At 39.4% G+C, this 22003-nt stretch carries 10 protein-coding genes; 9 read left to right on the top strand and 1 reads right to left on the bottom strand.

All coding sequences use genetic code 11. The annotated features are described in order from the left end of the window. Positions 1–88 precede the first annotated feature (88 nt). A complete protein-coding gene (locus JOC94_RS17135; RefSeq protein ID WP_083717743.1) occupies positions 89–6121 on the bottom strand; it encodes a lamin tail domain-containing protein in 6033 nt (2010 codons plus the stop codon). A gap of 1302 nt (positions 6122–7423) precedes the next feature. Here JOC94_RS17135 and JOC94_RS17140 point away from each other — a divergent pair. The 9 genes from JOC94_RS17140 to JOC94_RS17180 all read left to right on the top strand — a co-directional run bounded on the left by JOC94_RS17140 (position 7424) and on the right by JOC94_RS17180 (position 21914). Beyond that, positions 7424–11593, top strand: coding sequence for an immunoglobulin-like domain-containing protein (locus JOC94_RS17140; RefSeq protein ID WP_205179963.1), 4170 nt, complete (start codon positions 7424–7426; stop codon positions 11591–11593). Between the two features lie 206 nt (positions 11594–11799). Then, positions 11800–12882 carry a putative 2-aminoethylphosphonate ABC transporter substrate-binding protein gene (locus JOC94_RS17145; RefSeq protein WP_077110337.1) on the top strand — a complete coding sequence of 361 codons (1083 nt, stop codon included), beginning with the start codon at positions 11800–11802 and terminating at the stop codon, positions 12880–12882. A 108-nt stretch (positions 12883–12990) separates the two neighbouring features. After that, positions 12991–14052 (top strand): ABC transporter ATP-binding protein, encoded by a 1062-nt coding sequence (locus tag JOC94_RS17150; protein ID WP_205179970.1) that lies wholly within the window; start codon positions 12991–12993, stop codon positions 14050–14052. A 57-nt stretch (positions 14053–14109) separates the two neighbouring features. Next, a complete protein-coding gene (locus tag JOC94_RS17155; protein WP_205179983.1) occupies positions 14110–15894 on the top strand; it encodes a putative 2-aminoethylphosphonate ABC transporter permease subunit in 1785 nt (594 codons plus the stop codon). Positions 15895–15909: 15 nt separating this feature from the next. After that, positions 15910–17049 (top strand): HAD family hydrolase, encoded by a 1140-nt coding sequence (locus JOC94_RS17160; RefSeq protein WP_077110335.1) that lies wholly within the window; start codon positions 15910–15912, stop codon positions 17047–17049. A 215-nt stretch (positions 17050–17264) separates the two neighbouring features. Beyond that, positions 17265–18026: a DeoR/GlpR family DNA-binding transcription regulator gene (locus tag JOC94_RS17165; protein ID WP_236017138.1), complete on the top strand. Its 762-nt coding sequence runs from the start codon at positions 17265–17267 to the stop codon at positions 18024–18026. A 692-nt stretch (positions 18027–18718) separates the two neighbouring features. After that, the gene (locus JOC94_RS17170) at positions 18719–19255 is read left to right on the top strand and encodes an STM3941 family protein (RefSeq protein WP_077109951.1); all 537 of its coding nucleotides are present in this window, start codon (positions 18719–18721) and stop codon (positions 19253–19255) included. A 126-nt stretch (positions 19256–19381) separates the two neighbouring features. After that, the gene (locus JOC94_RS17175) at positions 19382–20239 is read left to right on the top strand and encodes a DUF6612 family protein (protein WP_205179972.1); all 858 of its coding nucleotides are present in this window, start codon (positions 19382–19384) and stop codon (positions 20237–20239) included. A 934-nt stretch (positions 20240–21173) separates the two neighbouring features. Beyond that, positions 21174–21914, top strand: a complete 741-nt coding sequence (locus JOC94_RS17180; RefSeq protein ID WP_077109953.1) for a 4'-phosphopantetheinyl transferase family protein — start codon at positions 21174–21176, stop codon at positions 21912–21914. Positions 21915–22003 lie beyond the last annotated feature (89 nt).

Raw genomic sequence — 22003 nt, forward strand, 5'->3', positions numbered from 1 at the left:
TCAACTTATGTCCCGGCTCCTTCAATAGTACAATTTCAAGAAGAAGAGTGTTCCTTGAATTTAAGTTTCAGCCGGTCCGTTTTTTGTCTTAGTTGATCGTTTTCTTTTTACGATAGTGTTGAATGAGCCATAAGCTCGTACCCATTAATAGTAAGAATGCGCCGAGCAACATCCAATTATATAGATTTGTTGCTGTATTCGGTAAAGAAGATGATCCTGTACCATTATGATTGGATGTATTTTTAATAATGGGCGCTTGGCCATCATCCTTTGTTTGACTTACTTTCGGTTGGTTTTTGCCATTCTTGGCTGCTGGTCGTTCTATACGAGGCTTTTCAGAATCTTGACCGTTTCCATTGGAATTGCCTGGCTTGTTTTTACCATCATTTGGCTTTCCACCTGGTTGGCCGCCATCGCTTGGTTTTTCCGGTTTTTCCGGTTTCTCTGGTTTTTCTGGTTCAATAACTTCTCCATCAACCGTTAGAAAACTCCAAATGTCAGAGCGTGTTTGACCACCGAACTTATCAGTCGCTACCGTATACCAGAAATATTCATGGTTCGGATCTAAATCATTCCATACAACAGAGGCTTTTTCCCCGCTAGGAACATTGTTTACTGTGCCAATTTTTTCGTCTGTATACACATTGACTTCAATGTAATCCGTAGCAACCTTTTTCGTTTGTGCCGCTGTATCAAAATCAAATGAAAATTCATCTTTTCCAGGATACTCCGCTGGATCATAATAATTATAATCATCCAGGTAAGGAGAATATGTTTGGACATAGATTTGATTATCTTTCATTTTGACATTTAAAATCCGTAAATATCCTTGACCACCTTCAGGGCCGCCTTGATAATCAGCCAACATTTGATAAACGGTCCGATCAGCAATGCCGTCCCCATTATCATCAATGTCGTCTACCAATGTTTGGGCGTTATGATAATGGCCAGACAATACGGCAAAGACATTTTCATTTGGCACAACCACTTGTTCAAAAAGCGCATCCCCGATAGGACTTCTATTACCCGTTGCTAATAAATATTCATGTACATTCAGAACAGCTTTTCTGTTGGGATGAGCTTCGAGCAATTGATTTACCCAGGCAATGCCCTCTTCTTCAATACCCCAACCAAGATAGATCATGATAAAGTCCATACCGTTGACAGACAGTAAATCGTAATGTCCACGATTATTTTGGAAAGAACCTCCATAGTAATCGTTGTCTTTAAAACGGTCTTCTCCAAAGAAACGACTATAGTAACTATAATCATGGTCTTTGTTGTTGACATCATGGTTTCCGGCAAGAACGCCATATGGAACACCGGCATCATCTAACGTCTTCATCGCTTTATCCGCAACATTCCATTGGTTTAAATCATCGTAAACATTTACGATGTCTCCCGTGTGGAAAACATATTCAATGTTTAGCTTTTCTCTATTTTTTACGATCCAGTCTGTTTGCTTTTCATAAATATATGGATAGCTTTCCGTATAATATTGTGTATCTGACATCCAGACAAAACTGAAATCTTCCCCAATAGACGCAATTTGGTCTTGGACAATGACGCTAATTTTTTGATCTTGAACATATTCCAGTCCTTGAACTGTTCCCACAAGTTCAAAGTCTTCTTTTCCGGCAATCGTCGTTACAAGAGCATCCCATTTACTAGTTTGGTAGTTCCAAGCATACATCGTTACTTTTCTGCCTTCTAAGGAAGAACCATTCCAAACAATTTCAATTTCGTCGTTTTCATCTACTTTCTGATCAACCGTAACATCAAAACGGTGGTAAGGAAACTGATAATCCGATTCCGTTTCTAGTTTGTTTCCATCCAGAGCTTGCAATGGTTTGCGCTCATCATCTGTTATCCGCTCTTCTCCTTCAGGAAGATGCTCGTTAGGAGGCTCGGTGTCGACAGCATTCTGAGAAATGGTCATATTTTTGTCTTCAGCAGTATATTGATATGCTTGGTAAAAATCGACATCCATTTCATCGCTTGTCGGATCTTTTACCGTAACGGATAGATTCGCGCTCGTGCTATCCGGATCGTTTGATAGCCAGTCAGGTAAAAACGGATGTTCCTCAACTACATGGAACGTCAGCTTTTTTTCCATTGTATTGTTGGCAGCATCGGTAGCTTGATAGACGAGCTCATGTTTTCCCGGTTTTAAAAGGGCGGAAGATGTTTTGTAAGGAAGTGAAATATATTCTCCATCTAGTTGTGCGGTTAATGAAGTCACTTCACTCGTTTCATCTTTTGCTTCTGCGTCAATTGTAAATTCTCCCTTATACGTTTCCCCATCTTTCATAGAAGGAAGAATAATCGGTTTCGTATTATCCGTTATAACCGTAGCGGCAACTTCTTCATTTCCTGAGACAGCTTTTATGTGATGCTTGCCATCAGGCACTTTCGTTGTATCAAATAAATAAGCGGTTGAAGCAAATTCTTCTTCCCCGAGATTAAACGTGAAGTCATAAATGGGATCTTTTCCCGGGCTGTCGCCGATCCAGTAATCCTGATTCGGATCACTGAATTTCGGATCATATATCGTTGTTCCATCAGATAAAACCAAGCGGATGTTTTTAATCGTAAAGTCATCTCGGTTTTCTTGAGAAGTTTCATCAAATGGCCCTACTTTGTTACCGGCGCGAATCGTAACCGTATTTTCACCTTGTTTCAGTTTATCCGCAGGGATCGGAATTGTAAATGTCGTAAAGTTCGTATGCGTGTCATCGAAGATATGGAGAATTTCATCTCCCATCGTTACGCCGTTTTGGAAATAAATATTTGTATCTTTTACCTCAAAGGCAAAATATGCCTCGGATTCCATTGCTTTAAAGGTGTTTGTTACTTCATTGTTATCAATAAATAGTTGAGGCGCGGCTTTCCCATCATCTGTGGTCGCCTTCATTACTTTTTCGCCGGAAATCAGCTCATTATCGCTGACATTCAGACGCAAACCTTCTTGCAAATTAGGGTTTTCAATGCTGATCGTACTGGCGTTAGAAACCGCTTCATTTCTTCCATCGCTCGCGACAAAATAGTATTCTAATTCACTTTTGCCAATTAACTCTGGTTCATAAACAATATGTTCATATTTATGATCAGCTTGTGTTACTAAGTTGACTTTTCTGAAGTCGGCTGTTTTATCGTTACGATAATAGACAGTAACGGATTTAACATCGAGATTATCTGTCACTGTTGCTGAAAGTGTCACCGGTTCTTTTGAAGTAATTTCTTTTTTATTTGTTGTATCTGTAATGACTGGTTTTTCTGTGTCTTTCGGTATGTTGACTTTTTCTGCCGGCACTTGTTCCGTTAATACAGATCCTGGAGTTGCCGGCGATTTTCCGGCACTGATTTTTTTCGAATAAAGGCCTCCGTCGGTTGGATAACGATAAAAGATACCTTTGTTAGCTACCGTATCATCTACATCAACTTCATCATTATAGCTTGCATAGGAGAGTTCTTTTCCTGTTTTGGTCGCAATAACTAGTGTGCGCTGGCCGCTGTTCGCCATTGATGTATTATAAATCTTAAAAAGGTTTTTCCCTTCCATTAAATTTGTTTTAAAATTCGCATTAAAATCAGCAGCTGTTTTATCCGTGTTTGCATGATTTATTATCCAGAATACGATTGTTTCTCCAGGAGCAATTATCACTTCTTGGTCATCTTTAGGGCCCCAAATTAAGTCATTTCCCGCACCTGTATTCGGATAACGATAACGAATCGAATAGTCTTTAAAATTAATCGGTTCTGTTGAATTGTTATAGACTTCGATAAACTCATAGGCATCAGCGCCATTGCTATTTGTCGTATCTGGAACAAGTTCAGTAATTAAAAGAGGCGGCACCTTTTGATAATCAATATCTTCTGCTGGAAATTTGTATTCTTGAACTTCCGTTTTTGTCTCACCCGCTTCATTGGAAGCTGTAAAATAATAGTTTATTTTATTGCTCCATATCGCATCCCGCGGAATCGTCACGGAATAGTTAGTCGGGTCATCTTTAGAAGGTTCCAATTGCCAAGTTTGATAATCCGCTTTGTCACTTTGTGAGATTGAAATAGTTGCTCCTACTAATTTCTGCTCCGATGAAATAGTTACATTTATCTTGATTTGATCGTTGTCAACGGTAACCGCAGGATTTTTAATGACCGGTTTAGCGATGCTTCCGCTTTCGTCTTCATCAATCATAACGGGCTTTTCCGGAGCTTGCCCAGGGACGATGGTTAATGGTGTAATCGTTTCACCAATACCAACCTTCAGCATCTTTGTTCCTTGTTTAGGGTAACTGTACACAATGCCTTGATCTGGGAGTGTATCATCTGCTGCTGTATCATTATAGGTTGCTTGCACAATTTCGTTATTAAACTTATCTGCAACGACGAGGGTGCGCTGACTGCCATTCGCCATTCCATCGCTATGAACTTCTGTGACATGACTTTCTGGCAGATTTAACCCATATTGTTGGTTGAAGTCAGCAAGTGTTTTGTCTTGGTTGCCGCTATTTTTAATCCAGACAATAAAGCTTTCTTGCGGCGCAATGACTTTATTATCAGATAGCTTCCATACTTGATCGGCTGTACCGTCAGGGTAACGGTAAAGTAATTGATAGTCTTTCATATTAATAGATTGGTTTGAATTATTATAGATCTCAATGAACTCATAACCATCAGCTTTATTCACATTTGCAGTGTCAGGAGTGATTTCAGTAATCAATAGCTTGGGAAGTTTTTGCGTATCCACATTCGTTACTTGATCGACGGTAACTTGTATATCATTCTCTTTAGGGTATACAACTGTTCCACCTTCAGTAGTTTCCGCCACGATTTGATAGCTGAAACTAGGTGACCAAAGGAATTCTTTTGGCACTGTTACTGTAAATGCATCTGTACCCTCCGATTTCGTGAAAGGAAGCTCTTGCTTCATCATTTGCTTCCCTGTTTTAAATGTTAGTGTCAAACTTTTCACATTAGGGGCAGTTGCATGTATGGTTAGATCTTTTTCATTGGAAATCTGTTCCGTTGGCTCGTGCTTAATAATCGATTCTTCATTTGTCGTTTCTGCTTTATTCGTAACGTTTTTTTGTACTTCTTTTTGAGCCGGCTTTGTAGAATCGGCTGTCTTTTCTTGTTGGCTGTTATCTTGAGGAGCTTCTTGAGAAACTTCTATTTCCACTTGTTGATCTGGAACTTGTCCATGAGTGAATGTGCCAGGTGTAGCTGTTTTCGCTAAACCTCCGTCATTCATTTGGTTATTATAAAAATAAAAAAGCTGACTAGCACTGGTTTCATCATAGATGTAAGCAATTTCGGATACACTTTTATTGTCATCTTGCTTGATAAATTTAATGGTTGAATCTTTGGCTGATACAGCGGCATGATCAATCACGATGACTTGTTCTTTTTTTACATTTGTACCGTAATGGTTATGAAAGGTTTCTATATGATTCGTTTTGTTGGTGAACCAAATGATTTTGGTTTCTCCAGCTGGAATAATGTTTGAATCATTAAATTCAATTTTTTTATCCTGAATCAACAATGAATAATCTTTTAACGGTACGGCTTCTGTCGTATTGTTATACACTTCGATAAACGGCTCTTTACCAAGATTCACTTCCGTTATCATCAGATGAGGAGCGGCTTGTGGATCCGTTTTCGCTTGATTTTTAATAGGCACTGTAAAAGTATCTGACGTTCTTTCGGTTTGCCCATCATCAGCTACAATCCAATAGTTCATTTTATTTGACCAAACTGAAGTGGCCGGGATAGAAGCAGTAAAAGTATGATTTTCTGCCTTATTCATAATCACGGCAACCGGCTTGGAAAGGGGTGTAGACTGATAGTATAAGGTTGCTTTTGCCGCATTTGGAATGGTTGCGGTTACTTGCTGGTTTTCTAAAGCATTAAATGATTCGGGTGCTACATGTTGAATTTCCAACTGTTGTTTCGCATCTTGTTCAGATGAACCAGAACTTTCAGTTGCTTGTTCTGTTTGTTGCTGTGGATGAGAAACAGTGGCATACGCAATCGAGCTGGTATGTAATAAGTTTGTAATAACTAGCATGATGGCAGTTATTCCTGCTAATAGCGTACGTAAATTCCTTTTTTTCATCATTTTTCCTCCTTTTTACAATGTAATATTAAGTATAAGTATCAACTATTAGTAAGCGGTTAAAAAATTGTAAAGTTTTGTAAAAATGGAAGAGGTTTTGTCACCACAATATGTACCAAGAAAAGCCAACTAGAGAGCACAGTTAACCAATATCGACAGCAGACAGCTTATTCAATAGAAGAAGGGGATCGAAGAAATAAAATGCCCTGAATCGTACGGTCGCCACAAGAACATACGATGATCGGATAAAAGATGAACGAAACAGATTTATCAGAAATGATAGAGTTAGAACGGTTAATCAAGGGGATTTAAGGAAGAATGTAAGTGATTTCCACATCCAAAAGAAGATGCGGTGAAACCAATGTGTTTATAGCATTCTAAAAATGTCGTTTGCCGGTTTATTTGTGTAAAAAAATTCCTATCATCTCTACGTCAACATATTTCGCTTTCCGCAGGTCTCTTCAGCTTCCTCGGAAAGCAAAGGTCGCTTTCCTGCGGGATCTTCAGCTCAAGCTATTCCCACAGGAGTCTACCTATTTTGACTACGCTAAAAGCTTGCGGGTTAGACACCAGGACAATTTATCCCGCATGTAAGGTGCCGTAAGACTCCCACTTCAAAATCTGAGTGGGAGAAAACGGCACCTAAATGCCCGATTGGTTCAACTAACATTCAGTAGGAGATGGAAGAAAACGCCTACTGAATGAAGTTTCACTTTATTGTTCGTTTTTTCATCAGTTGATTTAGTTGTGTCCCATACTCATTTTTTTCATTGTTACATCATTTTTTGATCAAAGTGAGCGATTCACCAGCAATGTTATTTTACCCATTCTCTTAACGCTAATATCTTAGTTTGCTTTAGACATGAGCGACCATTTGAATATTTGGCTGTGTTTCTTATTGATGACTTCGAAACGCTTGGTTTAATAGGGATGTTCTCAATAAAAATTAATTTTCACCACATTTTTATATGAAAAATTACATGAAATTTACATAAAGTAAATGTTTGTTTTACATTTGTTTGCTAGTTTTAATTCATAAACAAACATTAAACAAAAAATATAAATGTCCGTTTATGTTTGGTTTTTAGTAGGTTAGAGAGGAGGAAACTGCAGTTACTCAGCTTTCGTGCTTTGGCAATTCATTGAACTACTTGAATGATCTGTTAAAAAGAGCAGTGAAAATTAATAACAACAGCCAATGCGAAAAATGAGTAAAAAACAAATAAGACCATTACACCCACACATTTGTTTAGAAGGTCATCCAAGCAATTCCAAATCACACTCAATAAGGGAGAGTAACAAAACGTGATCAAAAAACAATCGATGTTCATGATGATGATGATTCTCTTGATGATCTTCAGTACATTGAATCTACATGTACTAAACGCATCGGCTGCGGATCAGAAAAGGCCTACAATCGATTTGAAAAGAACACTCGAAGCCCCAACGATTGATGGTTCCATTGATGAGCCAATGTGGAAGGTTAGTGAACCATTAACAAAACACATAGGAGAAGGAGAAGCTCCCGAAGCTACATTTGGACTTCTTTGGGATCAAGAATATCTTTATGTGGCAATGGACATGGTCGACGACACACTCGTTCATGATGGTAGTGGATACTGGTATCAACAAGATAATATTGGCTTGTTTTTAGACCCGACATTACATCAATCCAGTCCATATGTAGATAATGATTTGCAAATTGGGCTTGTTTATAAACCCAACTCAAATGAGCCAGACTTTTACTTTGGTGGCGCACCTATTGCCAATCATGATCCGGCAAATGAAAGCAAGATTAAAAGAGCTATTCAAACAACAGAAAAAGGTTGGTCTGTAGAAATAGCCGTACCGTGGGAAATGCTTGATTTTGATCCTAATATTTCTAAGAAATTAGGAATCGAAGTACATGCTGTTGACCGTGATAACAAATCTGAAGACGATTCTTCTGTAAGTGCATGGAGCGCATTTGAAAGATCCTCTTTCTGGAATGATACATATGGTTTTGGTGAAGCTATTTTAGTCACTGATATCCTTTCAGAAAATTTTGATGGACTAGAAGCAAAACTACAGCCTGCCAAAGATGAAAGCATTGATCCATCTGTTCTAGGCTGGACACATGAAACACCAGAAGGATGGGAAAAAATAAATGCGTCTAATATGCCTCAAGGTGTAACAGAATGGCAAGGTTGGAGTTTTGCAACGAGAGATTTTTGGATATCTGCTGATACGCAACTGCGTGAAGAATTCTCAAAAGGATCTGGTGTCATAGCTATAGCTGATCCAGACGAATGGGATGATCAAGGAAGCCCTGCTTCTCAAGGGCAGTACGATAGTACTTTAGTGTCTCCAAAGATGAATGTTAATGGCGGAGATACGCTTGATTTAAGCCTTGATACTCATTATCGCCAAGAGGGAGTTCAAACGGCATTAATCACGGCCAAATTTGATACTGGGGAAGAGCAACAGGTATTACGCTATGATCACAATGAGAACTCAGATAATAAAGGCATCGATGTTTTAAATAAAACAGAAATCAAAAAGATTAAAGTGCCTGATCAGGCAACATCGATGACACTTGAATTTAGATTATTTAATGCTGTCAATAATTATTTCTGGGCAATTGATAATATCCGATTATTGGAAAAAGCCTCATTGCCAGAATTAACATTACAAGGTGAAAATCCTTTAGTAATCGAACTCGGAAGTGAGTTTATTGATCCAGGAGTTACAGCATTTGATCAGTTAGATGGGGATTTAACCGATAAAGTGGTAGTGGAGCATGAAATTGATACATCTAACCCAGGAATATATGAAGTGACTTATAGTGTTACGAATAGTACCGGATTTACTGAATCTGTCACTCGAGAAGTAATGGTAACAGGCACAAATGCTAATGAAGGATTAAAGATGTCTATGTCTGTTATTAGTGATACCCATACCAATATAAAGAAAACAGAACGTGCTTTATGGGATTTAAATTTAATTAATCCTAATCAGCATGCAATGGTCGTGGTTGGAGATGTTGTGGATTCCAGTTATCAAAATCAATATGATGAAATGAAACAAGTGATGGCTGATAACCCGCGCCCTGATAACTTATTCTATACAATCGGCAACCATGAATATTATGGCACGAATACTGAAATGGGCAAGAAACGATTTTTAGATTTTACAGGCCTTGACACAGTGTACTACGAAAGAGAAGTAAATGGATATCCGTTTATTGTACTTGGCCAAGAGGAAGCAAAAGAACCCATTAATCTTAGTGACGCACAGCTTCAGTGGTTTGAAGACACAATGAAAAAACAAGATCCAAATAAACCGATTTTTGTTTTCTTGCACCAGCCACTGCCATTTACCATTAACGGAACATGGGATGTTGCGTACTATCGAGACGGTATTAATCAATATAAACAATTAAAAGAGACCCTTTCAAAATATCCGAATGCTATTGTTTTTTCGGGTCACCAGCATTGGGATTTGCGTTTGCCGGATATGTTTGGAAATCATGACGGCTTTTATCAAGTGAGTACTGGAGCAGTAATCAATACGTATGGTCCAGATGGTCAAGGCGGAGAGAAAGTGATTGATGGAACAGGCAGTACAGGATTATATGTAGAAGTCCATGACGATAAAGTCGTTATTAAAGGACGAGACTTTACGAAATCAGACTGGATAGATGAATACCAACATGTCATTCCTTTGAAAAATGTGGAGCAAGTTGATAAATCAACGCTAGAGTCTGTCATTGCTGAAGCAGATAAAGTCAATACAGAGAAGTATACAGAAGCAAGTGTCCAAGTTTTTGCAGAAAAATTAGCGGCGGCGAAAGAAGTAATGGCAAACGAATCCGCGCCACAGTCAGAAGTGGATGGAGCTGTAACAGCGTTGCAAGACGCGATAAAAGCACTACAAGAAAAAGAAGCTCCTTCAGAAGAAGTTGATAAATCAACGCTAGAGTCTGTCATTGCCGAAGCAGACAAAGTGAATACAGAGAAGTATACAGAAGCAAGTGTCCAAGTTTTTGCAGAAAAGTTAGCGGCGGCAAAAGAAGTAATGGCAAACGAATCCGCAACACAATCAGAAGTGGATGGAGCTGTAACAGCGCTGCAGGACGCGATAAAAGCATTACAAGAAAAAGAAGCTCCTTCAGAAGAAGTTGATAAATCAACTCTCGAGTCTGTCATTGCCGAAGCAGACAAAGTCAATACAGAGAAGTATACAGAAGCAAGTGTCCAAGTTTTTGCAGAAAAGTTAGCGGCGGCAAAAGAAGTAATGGCAAACGAATCCGCAACACAATCAGAAGTGGATGGAGCTGTAACAGCGCTGCAGGACGCGATAAAAGCATTACAAGAAAAAGAAGCTCCTTCAGAAGAAGTTGATAAATCAACTCTCGAGTCTGTCATTGCTGAAGCAGACAAAGTCAATACAGAGAAGTATACAGAAGCAAGTGTCCAAGTTTTTGCAGAAAAATTAGCGGCGGCGAAAGAAGTAATGGCAAACGAATCCGCGCCACAATCAGAAGTGGATGGAGCTGTAACAGCGCTGCAGGACGCGATAAAAGCATTACAAGAAAAAGAAGCTCCTTCAGAAGAAGTTGACAAGTCAGCGCTAGAGTCTGTCATTGCCCAAGCAGACAAAGTCAATACAGAGAAGTATACAGAAGCAAGTGTCGAAGTTTTTGCGGAAAAATTAGCGGCGGCAAAAGAAGTAATGGCAAACGAATCCGCGCCACAATCAGAAGTGGATGGAGCTGTAACAGCGTTGCAAGACGCGATGAAAGCATTGCAAGAAAAAGAAGCTCCTGCGGAAGAAGTTGACAAGTCAATGCTAGAGTCTGTCATTGCCGAAGCCGACAAAGTGAATACAGAGAAGTATACAGAAGCAAGTGTCCAAGTTTTTGCGGAAAAGTTAGCGGCGGCAAAAGAAGTAATGGCAAACGAATCCGCAACACAATCAGAAGTGGATGGAGCTGTAACAGCGTTGCAGGGCGCGATGAAAGCCTTGCAAGAAAAAGAAGCTCCTTCAACAGGAGTTGATAAAAAAGCACTTGAGTCTCTCATTAAAGGGTCAGAAAAAATGAATACAGATAAGTATACACCAGAAAGTGTGCAAGTATTTTTGGAGAAGTTATCTGCCGCCAAGGAAGTGCTTCATAAGGAAAATGCTACCCAGTCTGAGGTAGACGGAGCACTAAAAGCATTACAAGACGCGATGACCCAATTAGTAGTCAGTGAAGAGCCGAAAGTTGACAAGCCAAAAGTTGACCAACCAACTACGAATGAAAAAGAGAGCGGAAATAAAAAAGTAAATAAAACATATGATAAGCAACAACAAGAGAAAGGGCATAAAGGTAGTCAATTACCTAATACGGCTACTTCTATGTTTCATTGGGCTCTCGCAGGATTTCTTCTCGTCGGTATTGGAGGATTAAGCGTGTATATTGCCAATAAAAGAAAGAGATTGAAAGGATAATATCCTATATAAGTATGGAATGGGACGAGCGATCCATATAATATATGGTCGCTCCCTCTTCCATACAAATGCCCATCACCAAGTTATATAAGGTGGGGAAAGTGACTATTTCACTTTCGTAGAATCCACCTCAACAAAACACTTATGTAGAAAGGTCTAAGTAGAATCCACCTCAACAAAACACTTATGTAGAAAGGTCTAATACGATGAAAAAACCAATTTTGTTACTAATTGCAGTCTCGCTATTCGCATTGATCATAGCTGGATGCTCTGGAGGATCGAAAGATTCGAAAGAAACCTCAGGAAAAGAAGCAAGCGATTCAGGGAAAAAAGAAAAAATCACCGTCTATTCTTCCTATGAAACAGAAGAGTTAGAAGAGTATATGAAAAGATTTGAAGAAGCACATCCGGAAATTGAAGTAGATTTGGTACGTGACTCTACTGGTGTAACGACCTCCAAGCTATTAGCGGAAAAAGATAATCCCGTGGCTGACGTAGTGTTTGGAGTAGCTGCAAGCAGCTTGTTATTTTTAGAGGAACATGATCTATTGGAAGGATATAATCCAAAAGGCATCGAGCGTTTAGAACCTAAGTTTAAAGACCAAGTCAATGATCCCGCACTTTGGACCGGAAACGACGCTTTTGTCGCAGCGATTGCTGTCAATACGCAAGAATTAGAGCGCTTAGGTGTAGAAGCTCCTAAGTCTTACAAAGATTTATTAGATCCAAAATATAAAGACTTAATCGTTATGCCAAACCCCGCATCTTCAGGAACCGGATTTTTAATGGTTAATGCTTGGCTGCAAATGTTTGAGGAAGAAGGCGGTTGGGAGTTCATGGACGGATTACATAAAAACATGAATCAATATGTACATTCCGGTTCAAAACCAGCAAAAGCCGTAGCTAGAGGAGAGTTTCCAATCGGTTTAACGTTTGCGTATCCAGTCATAAGCGAAATTGAAAAAGGAGCACCTGTTGAATTGGTTTTACCGTCAGAGGGTTCTGGTTGGGAAATCGAAGCCAATGCTCTTGTTAAAAAACCTGAAATCAAGGAAGCGGCTAAAACATTCTTAGATTGGGCAATCAGCGATAACGCGATGGAAGGATATCAACAATATCACGGTGTAGTTGCCGTTAATGTGGACACGAAAGCAAATGAAGGATTTCCGGAAAATATCATTGACCAAATGATTGATAACGACTTTAGCTGGGCCGCTCAAAACCGAGAAGGCATACTGGATGAGTGGTTAAAGCGCTACGACGAAAAGAGCGCGCCTGAAGAAGAATAATAACAGTGGCGAAGAGGCATTCCGATTATCCGGATTGGAGTAGAATACTTCTTTATTCCGAGGTACCGGATGCCTCTTTTTTCTTACCTGATAGAAGGAGGGAAAAAGATGGATTTTTTAAAAATCCAACATGTAACGAAAACATATGGAAATTTTGTCGCATTATATGATATCAATTTCACAGTGGAAAAAGGCGAGTTTGTCTGTTTACTAGGTCCGAGCGGATGTGGGAAAACAACATTGCTTAGAATAATCGCCGGCTTAGAACAGCCGAATGCCGGTTCGAAAATAGTGATGGGAGGCCAGGATGTAACAAAGTGGCCGCCGCATAAAAGAGACTTCGGGATCGTCTTCCAATCTTATGCGTTATTTCCGAATTTGACGGTTGCCCAAAATATCGCTTACGGATTAAAGAGCAAAAGGTTGAGTAAAAGTGACATAAAGGAGAAGGTGCAAGAATGCCTTGCGCAAGTCAATTTAGAACGTGTGCGTGATCATTATCCGACACAGTTGTCGGGTGGACAGCAACAGCGTGTCGCTTTGGCACGCGCGTTAGCCTTGTCGCCAAGCTTTCTTTTACTGGATGAGCCTTTATCAGCTTTAGATGCGAAGGTGAGAATGCATCTCAGGATGGAAATTCGACATCTTCAAGAACAGCTTGGAGTGACAACGATAATGGTTACCCATGATCAGGAAGAAGCCTTATCAATGGGAGATAAAATCGTTGTCATGAACGATGCTTGTATTGAGCAGATTGGTTCTCCCATTGAGGTTTACGAACAGCCGATCACACCGTTTGTAGCCGACTTCATTGGAACAGCCAATTTCATTAAAAACGCGTTAGGCTCTGTTGTGGCTATTCGTCCTGAAAACATCGTCATGAGTGAAATAGAGTCGGAAGATAGCATCAGAGCAGTCGTGGAAGCAGTGGAGTTTCGCGGTTCGTTAAGTCGGGTTTATTTACAGTTAGAGAAAAATAGCGACATACAATTGGAAAGAAATTTATTAGTGGTTGATCTGCCTATCAATCAAGCAAGAAATGTAGTGATGCAAAAGGGTAAAGAAATGTTTGTTACATTTTTTCAAGACAGATTGATTACATATGACCAAAGTGGGCGCAGTGAGGGCGGATATAGTATGCCGGCAAGCAGTGGAATTTCATTTTTTTAAGGAGTAAGAGAGTATATGGTAAACAAAGAACAGTTGCTCTATCCTGCACAATCAGCCATGAAACGGAAGATTCGTCATAAAAAGGTAAGGCAGCAATCAGGGTGGATTGACCGCCTGCAAAAACTACTGATCATTTTAATGGTTCTTGGTCTCGTCATTGCGATTGTTCTGCCGCTGTTACAGCTCGTTATGAAAGCATTATCGAATGAACAAGGACAGTTTATTGGATTCGCAAACTTTATCGAATATTTTTCCACACCCTCTTTAGTAAAGTCAATGTACAATACGTTGTTTATTGCGATTACAACGGGTGTCATTTCAGTCATGCTCGGCTTTACATTTGCTTATGCGGTGACAAGAACGGAAATGAGATGGAAAACGATTTTTAAATACATTGCTTTTATTCCTTTATTTGCTCCAACCATGACTTACGGAATCGGGTTAATTAATTTATTCGGAAATAATGGAGTCGTTACAACAGGGTTTTTTGGTTTATTTGAGTCTATGTTCGGTGTAAATGCAGGAGTGGATATTCATCTGTACGGGCCGGTCGGCATTATTATTTCGGAAGTGTTTTATACGTTTCCACAAGCTTTTTTACTATTAAGCATTTCACTTGCGACAACGGATTATCGCTTATATGAAGCGGCAGATACATTAGGCGCGGGACCGATCAAAAAATTATTCACCGTTACACTGCCTAGTGTAAAGTACGCCTTATTTAGTTCGTTTATTATTTCGTTTATTTTAAGCTTTACAGATTTTGGCGCTCCGGTTGTAGTGGGCGGGCAGTATAATGTGATGGCTACGGATATTTACCAGCAAGTAGTGGGGCAGTTCAAGATGTCAATGGGGGCAACTGTAGGTCTTATTTTGATCATCCCTGCCGTCATCGCTTTTATTGCCGACCGGATCATCCAAAGAAAACAGAGTACGGTGATTTCCGCAAAATCTGTACCTTATAAAATAAAGCCGAACCGTCTGCGTGATCGTTTATATTTTATATATTGTTTGATCATTTCAGGGTCTGTTTTATTGCTGATGGCAGCAGTATTATTGCCCGCAATCAGTACATATTGGCCATATAATTTATCACTGACATTCGATCACTTCTTGTTTAAGCGCGCCTCCACAACCGGAATTCAACCATATATAAATAGTTTATGGATTGCTCTTCTGACTGCTGTTTTAGGAACAGCGATTGTTTTTTTCAGTGCTTATTTGATTGAAAAATCACGGTCCTTTAAGGCAATCAGGCAAACGGCTTATTTCCTTTCGATCATTCCTTTGGCGCTGCCGGGATTGGCGATTGGTCTGGCGTATATTTTCTTTTTTAATCAAGCGGCGTTAGCGATTCCGTTTACCGATTTGAGCATACCGAACCCATTTAATATGTTATACGGCACGATCTGGATTCTTGTATTGGCCAATATCGTCCATTTTTACTCGGTCAACTTTTTCACGGCCAATACGGCATTGAAAAAGTTGGATCATGAATTTGAATCGGTTTCCGAGTCGATGAATGTCCCTTTTTATAGGACATTTACGCGAGTCACCATGCCTATGTCATTTGCGGCCATTGTGGAAATGTTCGTGTACTTCTTTATTAACTCGATGACGACGATATCAGCGATTATCTTCTTATATACTTCTCAAACAAAACCAGCTTCTGTGGCCATCGTAACGATGATGGATGAAGGTAATACGGAGTCTGCCGCGGCGATGTCAATCATCGTGATTGTCACGAACATACTCGTTAGATTAGGTTATGAATTTTTTACCAAGAAAATAAAAAAGCGCATGAATGCTTGGCAAGAAGCATCAAGAAGCAAAGCCGGCTAGGAAGGAGCGTTCAATATGGTTAAAACAATATTGTTTGATGTAGATGGCGTATTTTTAAGTGAGGAGCGTTGTTTTGATGCAACCGCATTATCCATTTGGGAATTAGTTTACAATCCACTATATTTAGGGCTTTCGGGAGATACCTTTACCGTCTCCCCAACAGAGGAAAACATCCGCCGTATTCGCGAACATGTCTTATCAAACGATGCGATATTGCAATTTGTAAAAGATCGTGGTATTAATTCGAATTGGGATATGGTGTTTTTAACTTTTTCTCATCAACTCGTGCGATTATTATACGAGCTCTCATTAGAACGACGTGAATTCGTAGAGTCGATATTACAGCGGCCTATCGATAAAGATCGTTTGCGGGAAATTGGGGAAGCATGTAATGAAAGCAACATTTCATTTATTCCAAATTATGATGAGTTCGTTCGGGATTTTCAGCAAACAGATGTTGAGCAACAGGACCTACTATTGTATGTGAATGATTTGGCCAGACATTGGCTGGGAATAGATGATGATCTTTTTCCGATAAACAATCCTTTGTGGGAATTGGGACGGAAAGTGTACCAAGAATGGTATTTAGGGGATCCATATTATGAGCAGTCAGAAAGAGAGCGTCCATATACTTTGGGGAAAAATGGATTTCTTGAAGATGAAATAGCACTCGCCAATGTAGAAGACATTCGCTCCTTTTTACGCGATTTGCGGGAAAAAGGGTATTTATTGGGGATCGGTACTAGCAGACCCTATCTGGAATGTAAAATTCCGTTTCAAAGGCTTGGATTCTGGGAGTACTTTCATCCAGAACATGTTGTGACGGCAACGGATGTGAGCGAGGCGGAGCGTAAATTTCCCAATCAAGTACCACTTGGCAAACCGAAACCATTTACGTACGTAAAAGGGTATAAAGGAAGAAAAGTGGCGGATGAAAAAGTATTGTCCATACCATTGCCCATTCACAAGGGCGAGGATGTTCTGATCATTGGTGACTCAGTGGCAGATTATATGGCGGCGCAGTCGATGGGATGTAAAATTGCTGCTATTTTAACTTGTTGTTTATCAGGTAAAGCGTCACGTTCAATGTTTGAAGCACTAAATGCCGACTATATTTTTGATGATGTCCTGCAATTACGCGAAATCCTATTGTAATGAAAGGGAGAAGCATGTAAGGGAGGGATTGTCTAATTAAGGGCAGTCCTTTCGCCCATGTTCACATGATAAAGCGTTCGCAAGCATAAAAGGTTCATGATAGCGCTAGATTTTTATGTTTGCTCAGGAAGTCTTATTTTATAATTAAGATATAAAAATTGAAATTAGCTAGTTCATGTATCCAGAGGAGATAAATCGAATGGGGGCCAGTTGGATTGAATAAAGAAGAAAGACATATGTTTATTGTAAAACAGCTAGAAGTACACGACAAAGTGTTAGTAATGGATTTGGCAAATGTACTTAACGTTACTCCGGAAACGATTCGAAGAGATTTGGCAGAGCTTGAAATGAATGAACAACTGACTCGTATTCACGGAGGAGCCGTTCCCTTTATCCCGACGCAAAGAGAAATGATTTATGAGAAGAAAATGTCCTTATATCTTGAGGAAAAGAAACGGATAGCAAAGCGGGCGGCTGAGCTGATACAACATGGAGATACGATCGCATTGGATTTGGGCACGACAACCGTACATATAGCCGATATGATTGAAGATGTACAATCGTTGACCGTCGTAACCAATTCATTAAGTGCCGCCATTCGCTTTAATTTAGCACTCGAGGAGCGACGGATTTCTGGACAGGTGATCATGTTGCCAGGCATTACAAATCCTTATCAAGCATCTGTGAAAGGAACGGCCACAGTGGAATTTTTAAAGAGATTTAATTTTACCCGAGCGTTTATCTCCTGTGGAGGCTTTACAACCAATGCGATTTATGACTTTGATATGGATGAATCTCTTGTTTCGGAAACGATGATCCAATGCAGTAAAGAATCAATCTTACTTGCCGATGCGTCAAAATTCAATAAAAGGTCCAACTTTAAAATTTGCCCGTTGTCCAATATTTCAACGGTTATTTGTAATGAAGAAAAACCAGTTGAATGGGATGAACAAAAATGTGCTTGGATCATGGCATAGTTGCTTCGATTCAGAAGTTGCAGAGGCATTTACAGTTCGCATTTCGCGGACATTATGAGGTTTGTTTGATGCAACAGAAAAAAGGTGATCAGCGGCCGACCCCATTATCCGCTGTTCGTAACCTGCCGGCTTGATTTCATGAAGGTTAAGCAAGCTCCCTCAATCTTCTACATGCGGAGCAAAAAATTCTGATTGAATTGATAAACATAAAACCGCATGAACTCAGGGTTTTTAAGCTTGATTTCATGCGGTTCATGATGCTAAAAAGGTTCCGGCCTCCACATTTTTAAGTTCCACCTCTTCACATTCTGAATAAATAGTATGTTATTCAGTGTCATTGGCATATAACCAATTCGTAAGAGTTTCCGCAATTTAGGCATTTCCTACCAATTTTATCGGTTGTATTCCCTTGTTCATTCAAGAAAAACTTGAAAAAAGCAATGAACGTCCGCAACTTTTCGGCATGACAACACGGTGGTTGCTGCAAAACAAACGACGATTGAAGCCAAGCCATAAAAATATCGAAGTAGAAATCCAGTTTCAGGCTTGCGACATGCCCAATAAGACATACAACAAACAAGATGGAACGAACAGATCTTTTAGGATGGTCCTTTTGGGGGATTTATGTTTTTATCGAAAACAATTAAGCTGTATAAGTATGGAATTTTTTGCTAGCTCAGAGAGGGATGTTGATGAATCATTTTGTCATTATGCCAAAAATGAAGAAGATTCTCATGCTGGCAGCTTTGTCACTGATTTTTGTCGTCCTTGGAATTGTACTTTTATTCATATCTTTTAGCGTAAAGGCTGAAGAATCAGCCTGGCTGACTCTTGCAAGTATTCTACCGATTGTTATTTTTGGGCTTTGTTTCATTTATTACTTAAAAATATTTATCAAACGGGAGCCGGCCGTTATTATTTCTGCTGAAGGAATTGTCGATCAATCTAGTTTTATCGGAGCCGGGATCGTAAAATGGGATGAAATAAAGGAAATTCAGTTTGTCAGCTTTTCGGGTCAGATTTATCTTGGTATTTCTACTTTTGACCGCGAATTGATCATCAACCGGACGACGGGTATTAAGAAGCTATTTAACCAGGTAAATAAAGGACTCATGGAAACACAAGTTAACATACCCGTTAAAATTCTGGCCTGCTCCTTGGATGAAATGCTGAAGGTAATAAACGAATATTGGGAATGGGCTATGCAAGAGCGGAATTCAAAAATATAATACCAGCACCGAGTTTCCTTTTATGCCATTAGAACCAATTTTTACAAATATGAAACAAAAAGACTCTTAAATCGTACTTAATAATGGGCAGCCTAGCGTATAACATCATTTAAGGAGCTGACTTTCATGAAGAAAGCATTAACAATCATATTAGGAGCCATGCTTATGCTGGTGGTGTCGGCATGTAACCAAACAGCGGAGCCAGTCGAAAAAGATGGAAAGACTGAAACGACAAAAAAAGAACAAGATCTCACACTGGAAGAAGTTTATAAGAAGGTTGAGGAAGCAAACAAGGATATCAAAAGCTTTGAAAGTAATATTACCATGAATCAAAAAGTTGATGCAGGCGGGGAGAAGCAGGAAATCAAGTCGGATATGGCCATGGAATTTATCATGGAACCAATGACATTACATCAAAAAATGACTATGTCTATTGGGGAAGAAAAACAGGAATTGGATGCTTATCTGACAAAAGACGGTTTCTACGTGTATGAGCCGAATCAAAAAACGTGGTTGAAGCTCCCGTCTGAACTTTCAAGTCAAATCTTGCAAATGTCCGAAGGACAAACGAACCCTTCTGAGCAATTAAACCAATTAAAACAATTTGTTGATGACTTTGAATTTAAACAAGATGAAAAAAGTTATATATTGACTTTAAAAGCATCCGGTGAAAAATTCGATCAGTTTTTAAAAGATAATGTCAAGGCCACAATGCCTCCTGACATGCAGGATGAAGCAGCGATGAGCGATGTGACATTCAATCAAGTTGACTACGAGCTATTTATTGACAAAGAAACATTCTATTTAACCGCGTTGAACATGGTAACAGATATGGATACGGATGTAAACGGACAGAAAATGAACATGAATCTCGATATGAAATCCACTTACAGCAACTATAATAAAGTAGAAAGCATTGAAGTGCCAAAAGAAGCATTGGAAAACGCGCAGGAAGTTAATTTGAATGAGATGGGCGGACAATAAATCTCACTCATAGAGGGGCTGTTTAAACAGCCCCTCTTGCCATATGGGGCTGGGACACAACAAAATCAGCTAATGAAAAAACGAACAATAAAGTGAAACTTCTTTCAGTAGGGCTCCTACTGAATGTTAGTTAAACGAATCGGGCATTTAGGTGCCGTTATCTCCCACTTACCTTTTGTATCAACACTGGTCTTGAAGTGGGAGTCTTAAGGGATAAATTGTCCTAGTGTATCATACGCAAGCTTTTAGCGAAGTCAAAATAGGTAGACTCCTGCGGGAGTAGCTCGAGCTGAAGATCCCGCAGAAAAGCGGCCTTTGCTTTCCGAGGAAGCTGAAGAGACCTGCGGAAAGCGAAATATGTTGACGTAGCGATGATAGGGATTTTTTTAACACAAATAAACCGAACAATTATAAATGAATTGTTCGGCTTTTGCTATTTCGTATTTGCTTATGTCCCAGCCTCTGCCATATAATACCCCATATGAATAGATTTTGATAGTGACTATGCGACAACTGCAGTCGTACTTTATATAAGAGGATAGCTAATGACGCAAATAAGGAACTGTGATCGCACTCGATTAAATGACTTGTAAAGCAACAGCACAATCGTCACAGTTGTCCAGTGTGACTGGCCATTTTGTCGCGCAGCACAATAAAGCGGGAACAAACTATAGTGGTATGATCAATAAGCGCATTAATGATGTGACTTTGATATGAAATCGGGTCTGTTACTTTTTATTTACCTACCACTAATAAAAAACAGTTTTTACCTTTGAAAATGCTGCTCTTGGTGAGTATCGACACCGAATGTAAGGTTTCAGTGTCAACATCCTGTCCCCAACAGCACTTCCTTGATCATCAGCGCTTTCATCTGAAAATTTTAACCATATAAGTTGAGATTTCTCATTTTTTATTCGCTGAAGGAGTGGTCTGATTGCAAGTTTATTTTATTCGTCTGTCCAAGACATCAACGATCGATCCATATAAGCGTTTGTTCCCATTACTAGACAGGAATAAAAAAGAAACAATGTCTAACCTTAAGATGGAAAAGGATAAGGTTCGTACAGTGCTAAGCCATCTATTCGTCAAATATTTACTTGCAAAAGAACTAGATTGTAAGATGGAGGATGTACAATTTTCATATAGTAAATATAAAAAACCTTACCTTGTATCGCATCTTAATTGCTCCTTTAATATTTCTCATTCAGGTGACATGATTGCCATCGCAATCGCAAAGGAAGAGGTAGGTATCGACTGTGAACAATATAAAAACTTAGACTATGTGGAACTTGCCAAACAATTTTGCGTTCCTGAAGAGTATAGCTACATCATTCAGAGCACGAATGTGGAAGAAGCTTTTTATAAAATGTGGACGTTAAAAGAGAGTTATGTAAAAGCAATTGGAAAAGGTCTGCACGTATCTTTAAAATCATTTTCGTTCTCAATTGATGGAACTAGCATTTATTTTTACCAAGGTGGGAACAAAAGTAGTGCGTATCATTTTTATAGTGAAAAAATCCAGGACAACTATCATTTTGCGCTCTGTTCTCGGGTACCGATGAAGCAAGAGCAAATCAATTTTCATTCGTATGATCAATCTGAGGTGAATGATATGCTGTTGGAAGGAGTAGGTAATTCGTATTCATGTTATTCTCAGTCAACACATGAGTTTTAAAATAAAAATCAAATCCTATTCACATGACAAAAAGAGACTGGGCCACAACTAAATCAGCTGATGAAAAAACGAACAATAAAGTGAAACTT

Origin of the sequence: Siminovitchia thermophila (genome assembly GCF_016909185.1) — a bacterium.
Classification (GTDB): domain Bacteria; phylum Bacillota; class Bacilli; order Bacillales; family Bacillaceae_C; genus Siminovitchia; species Siminovitchia thermophila.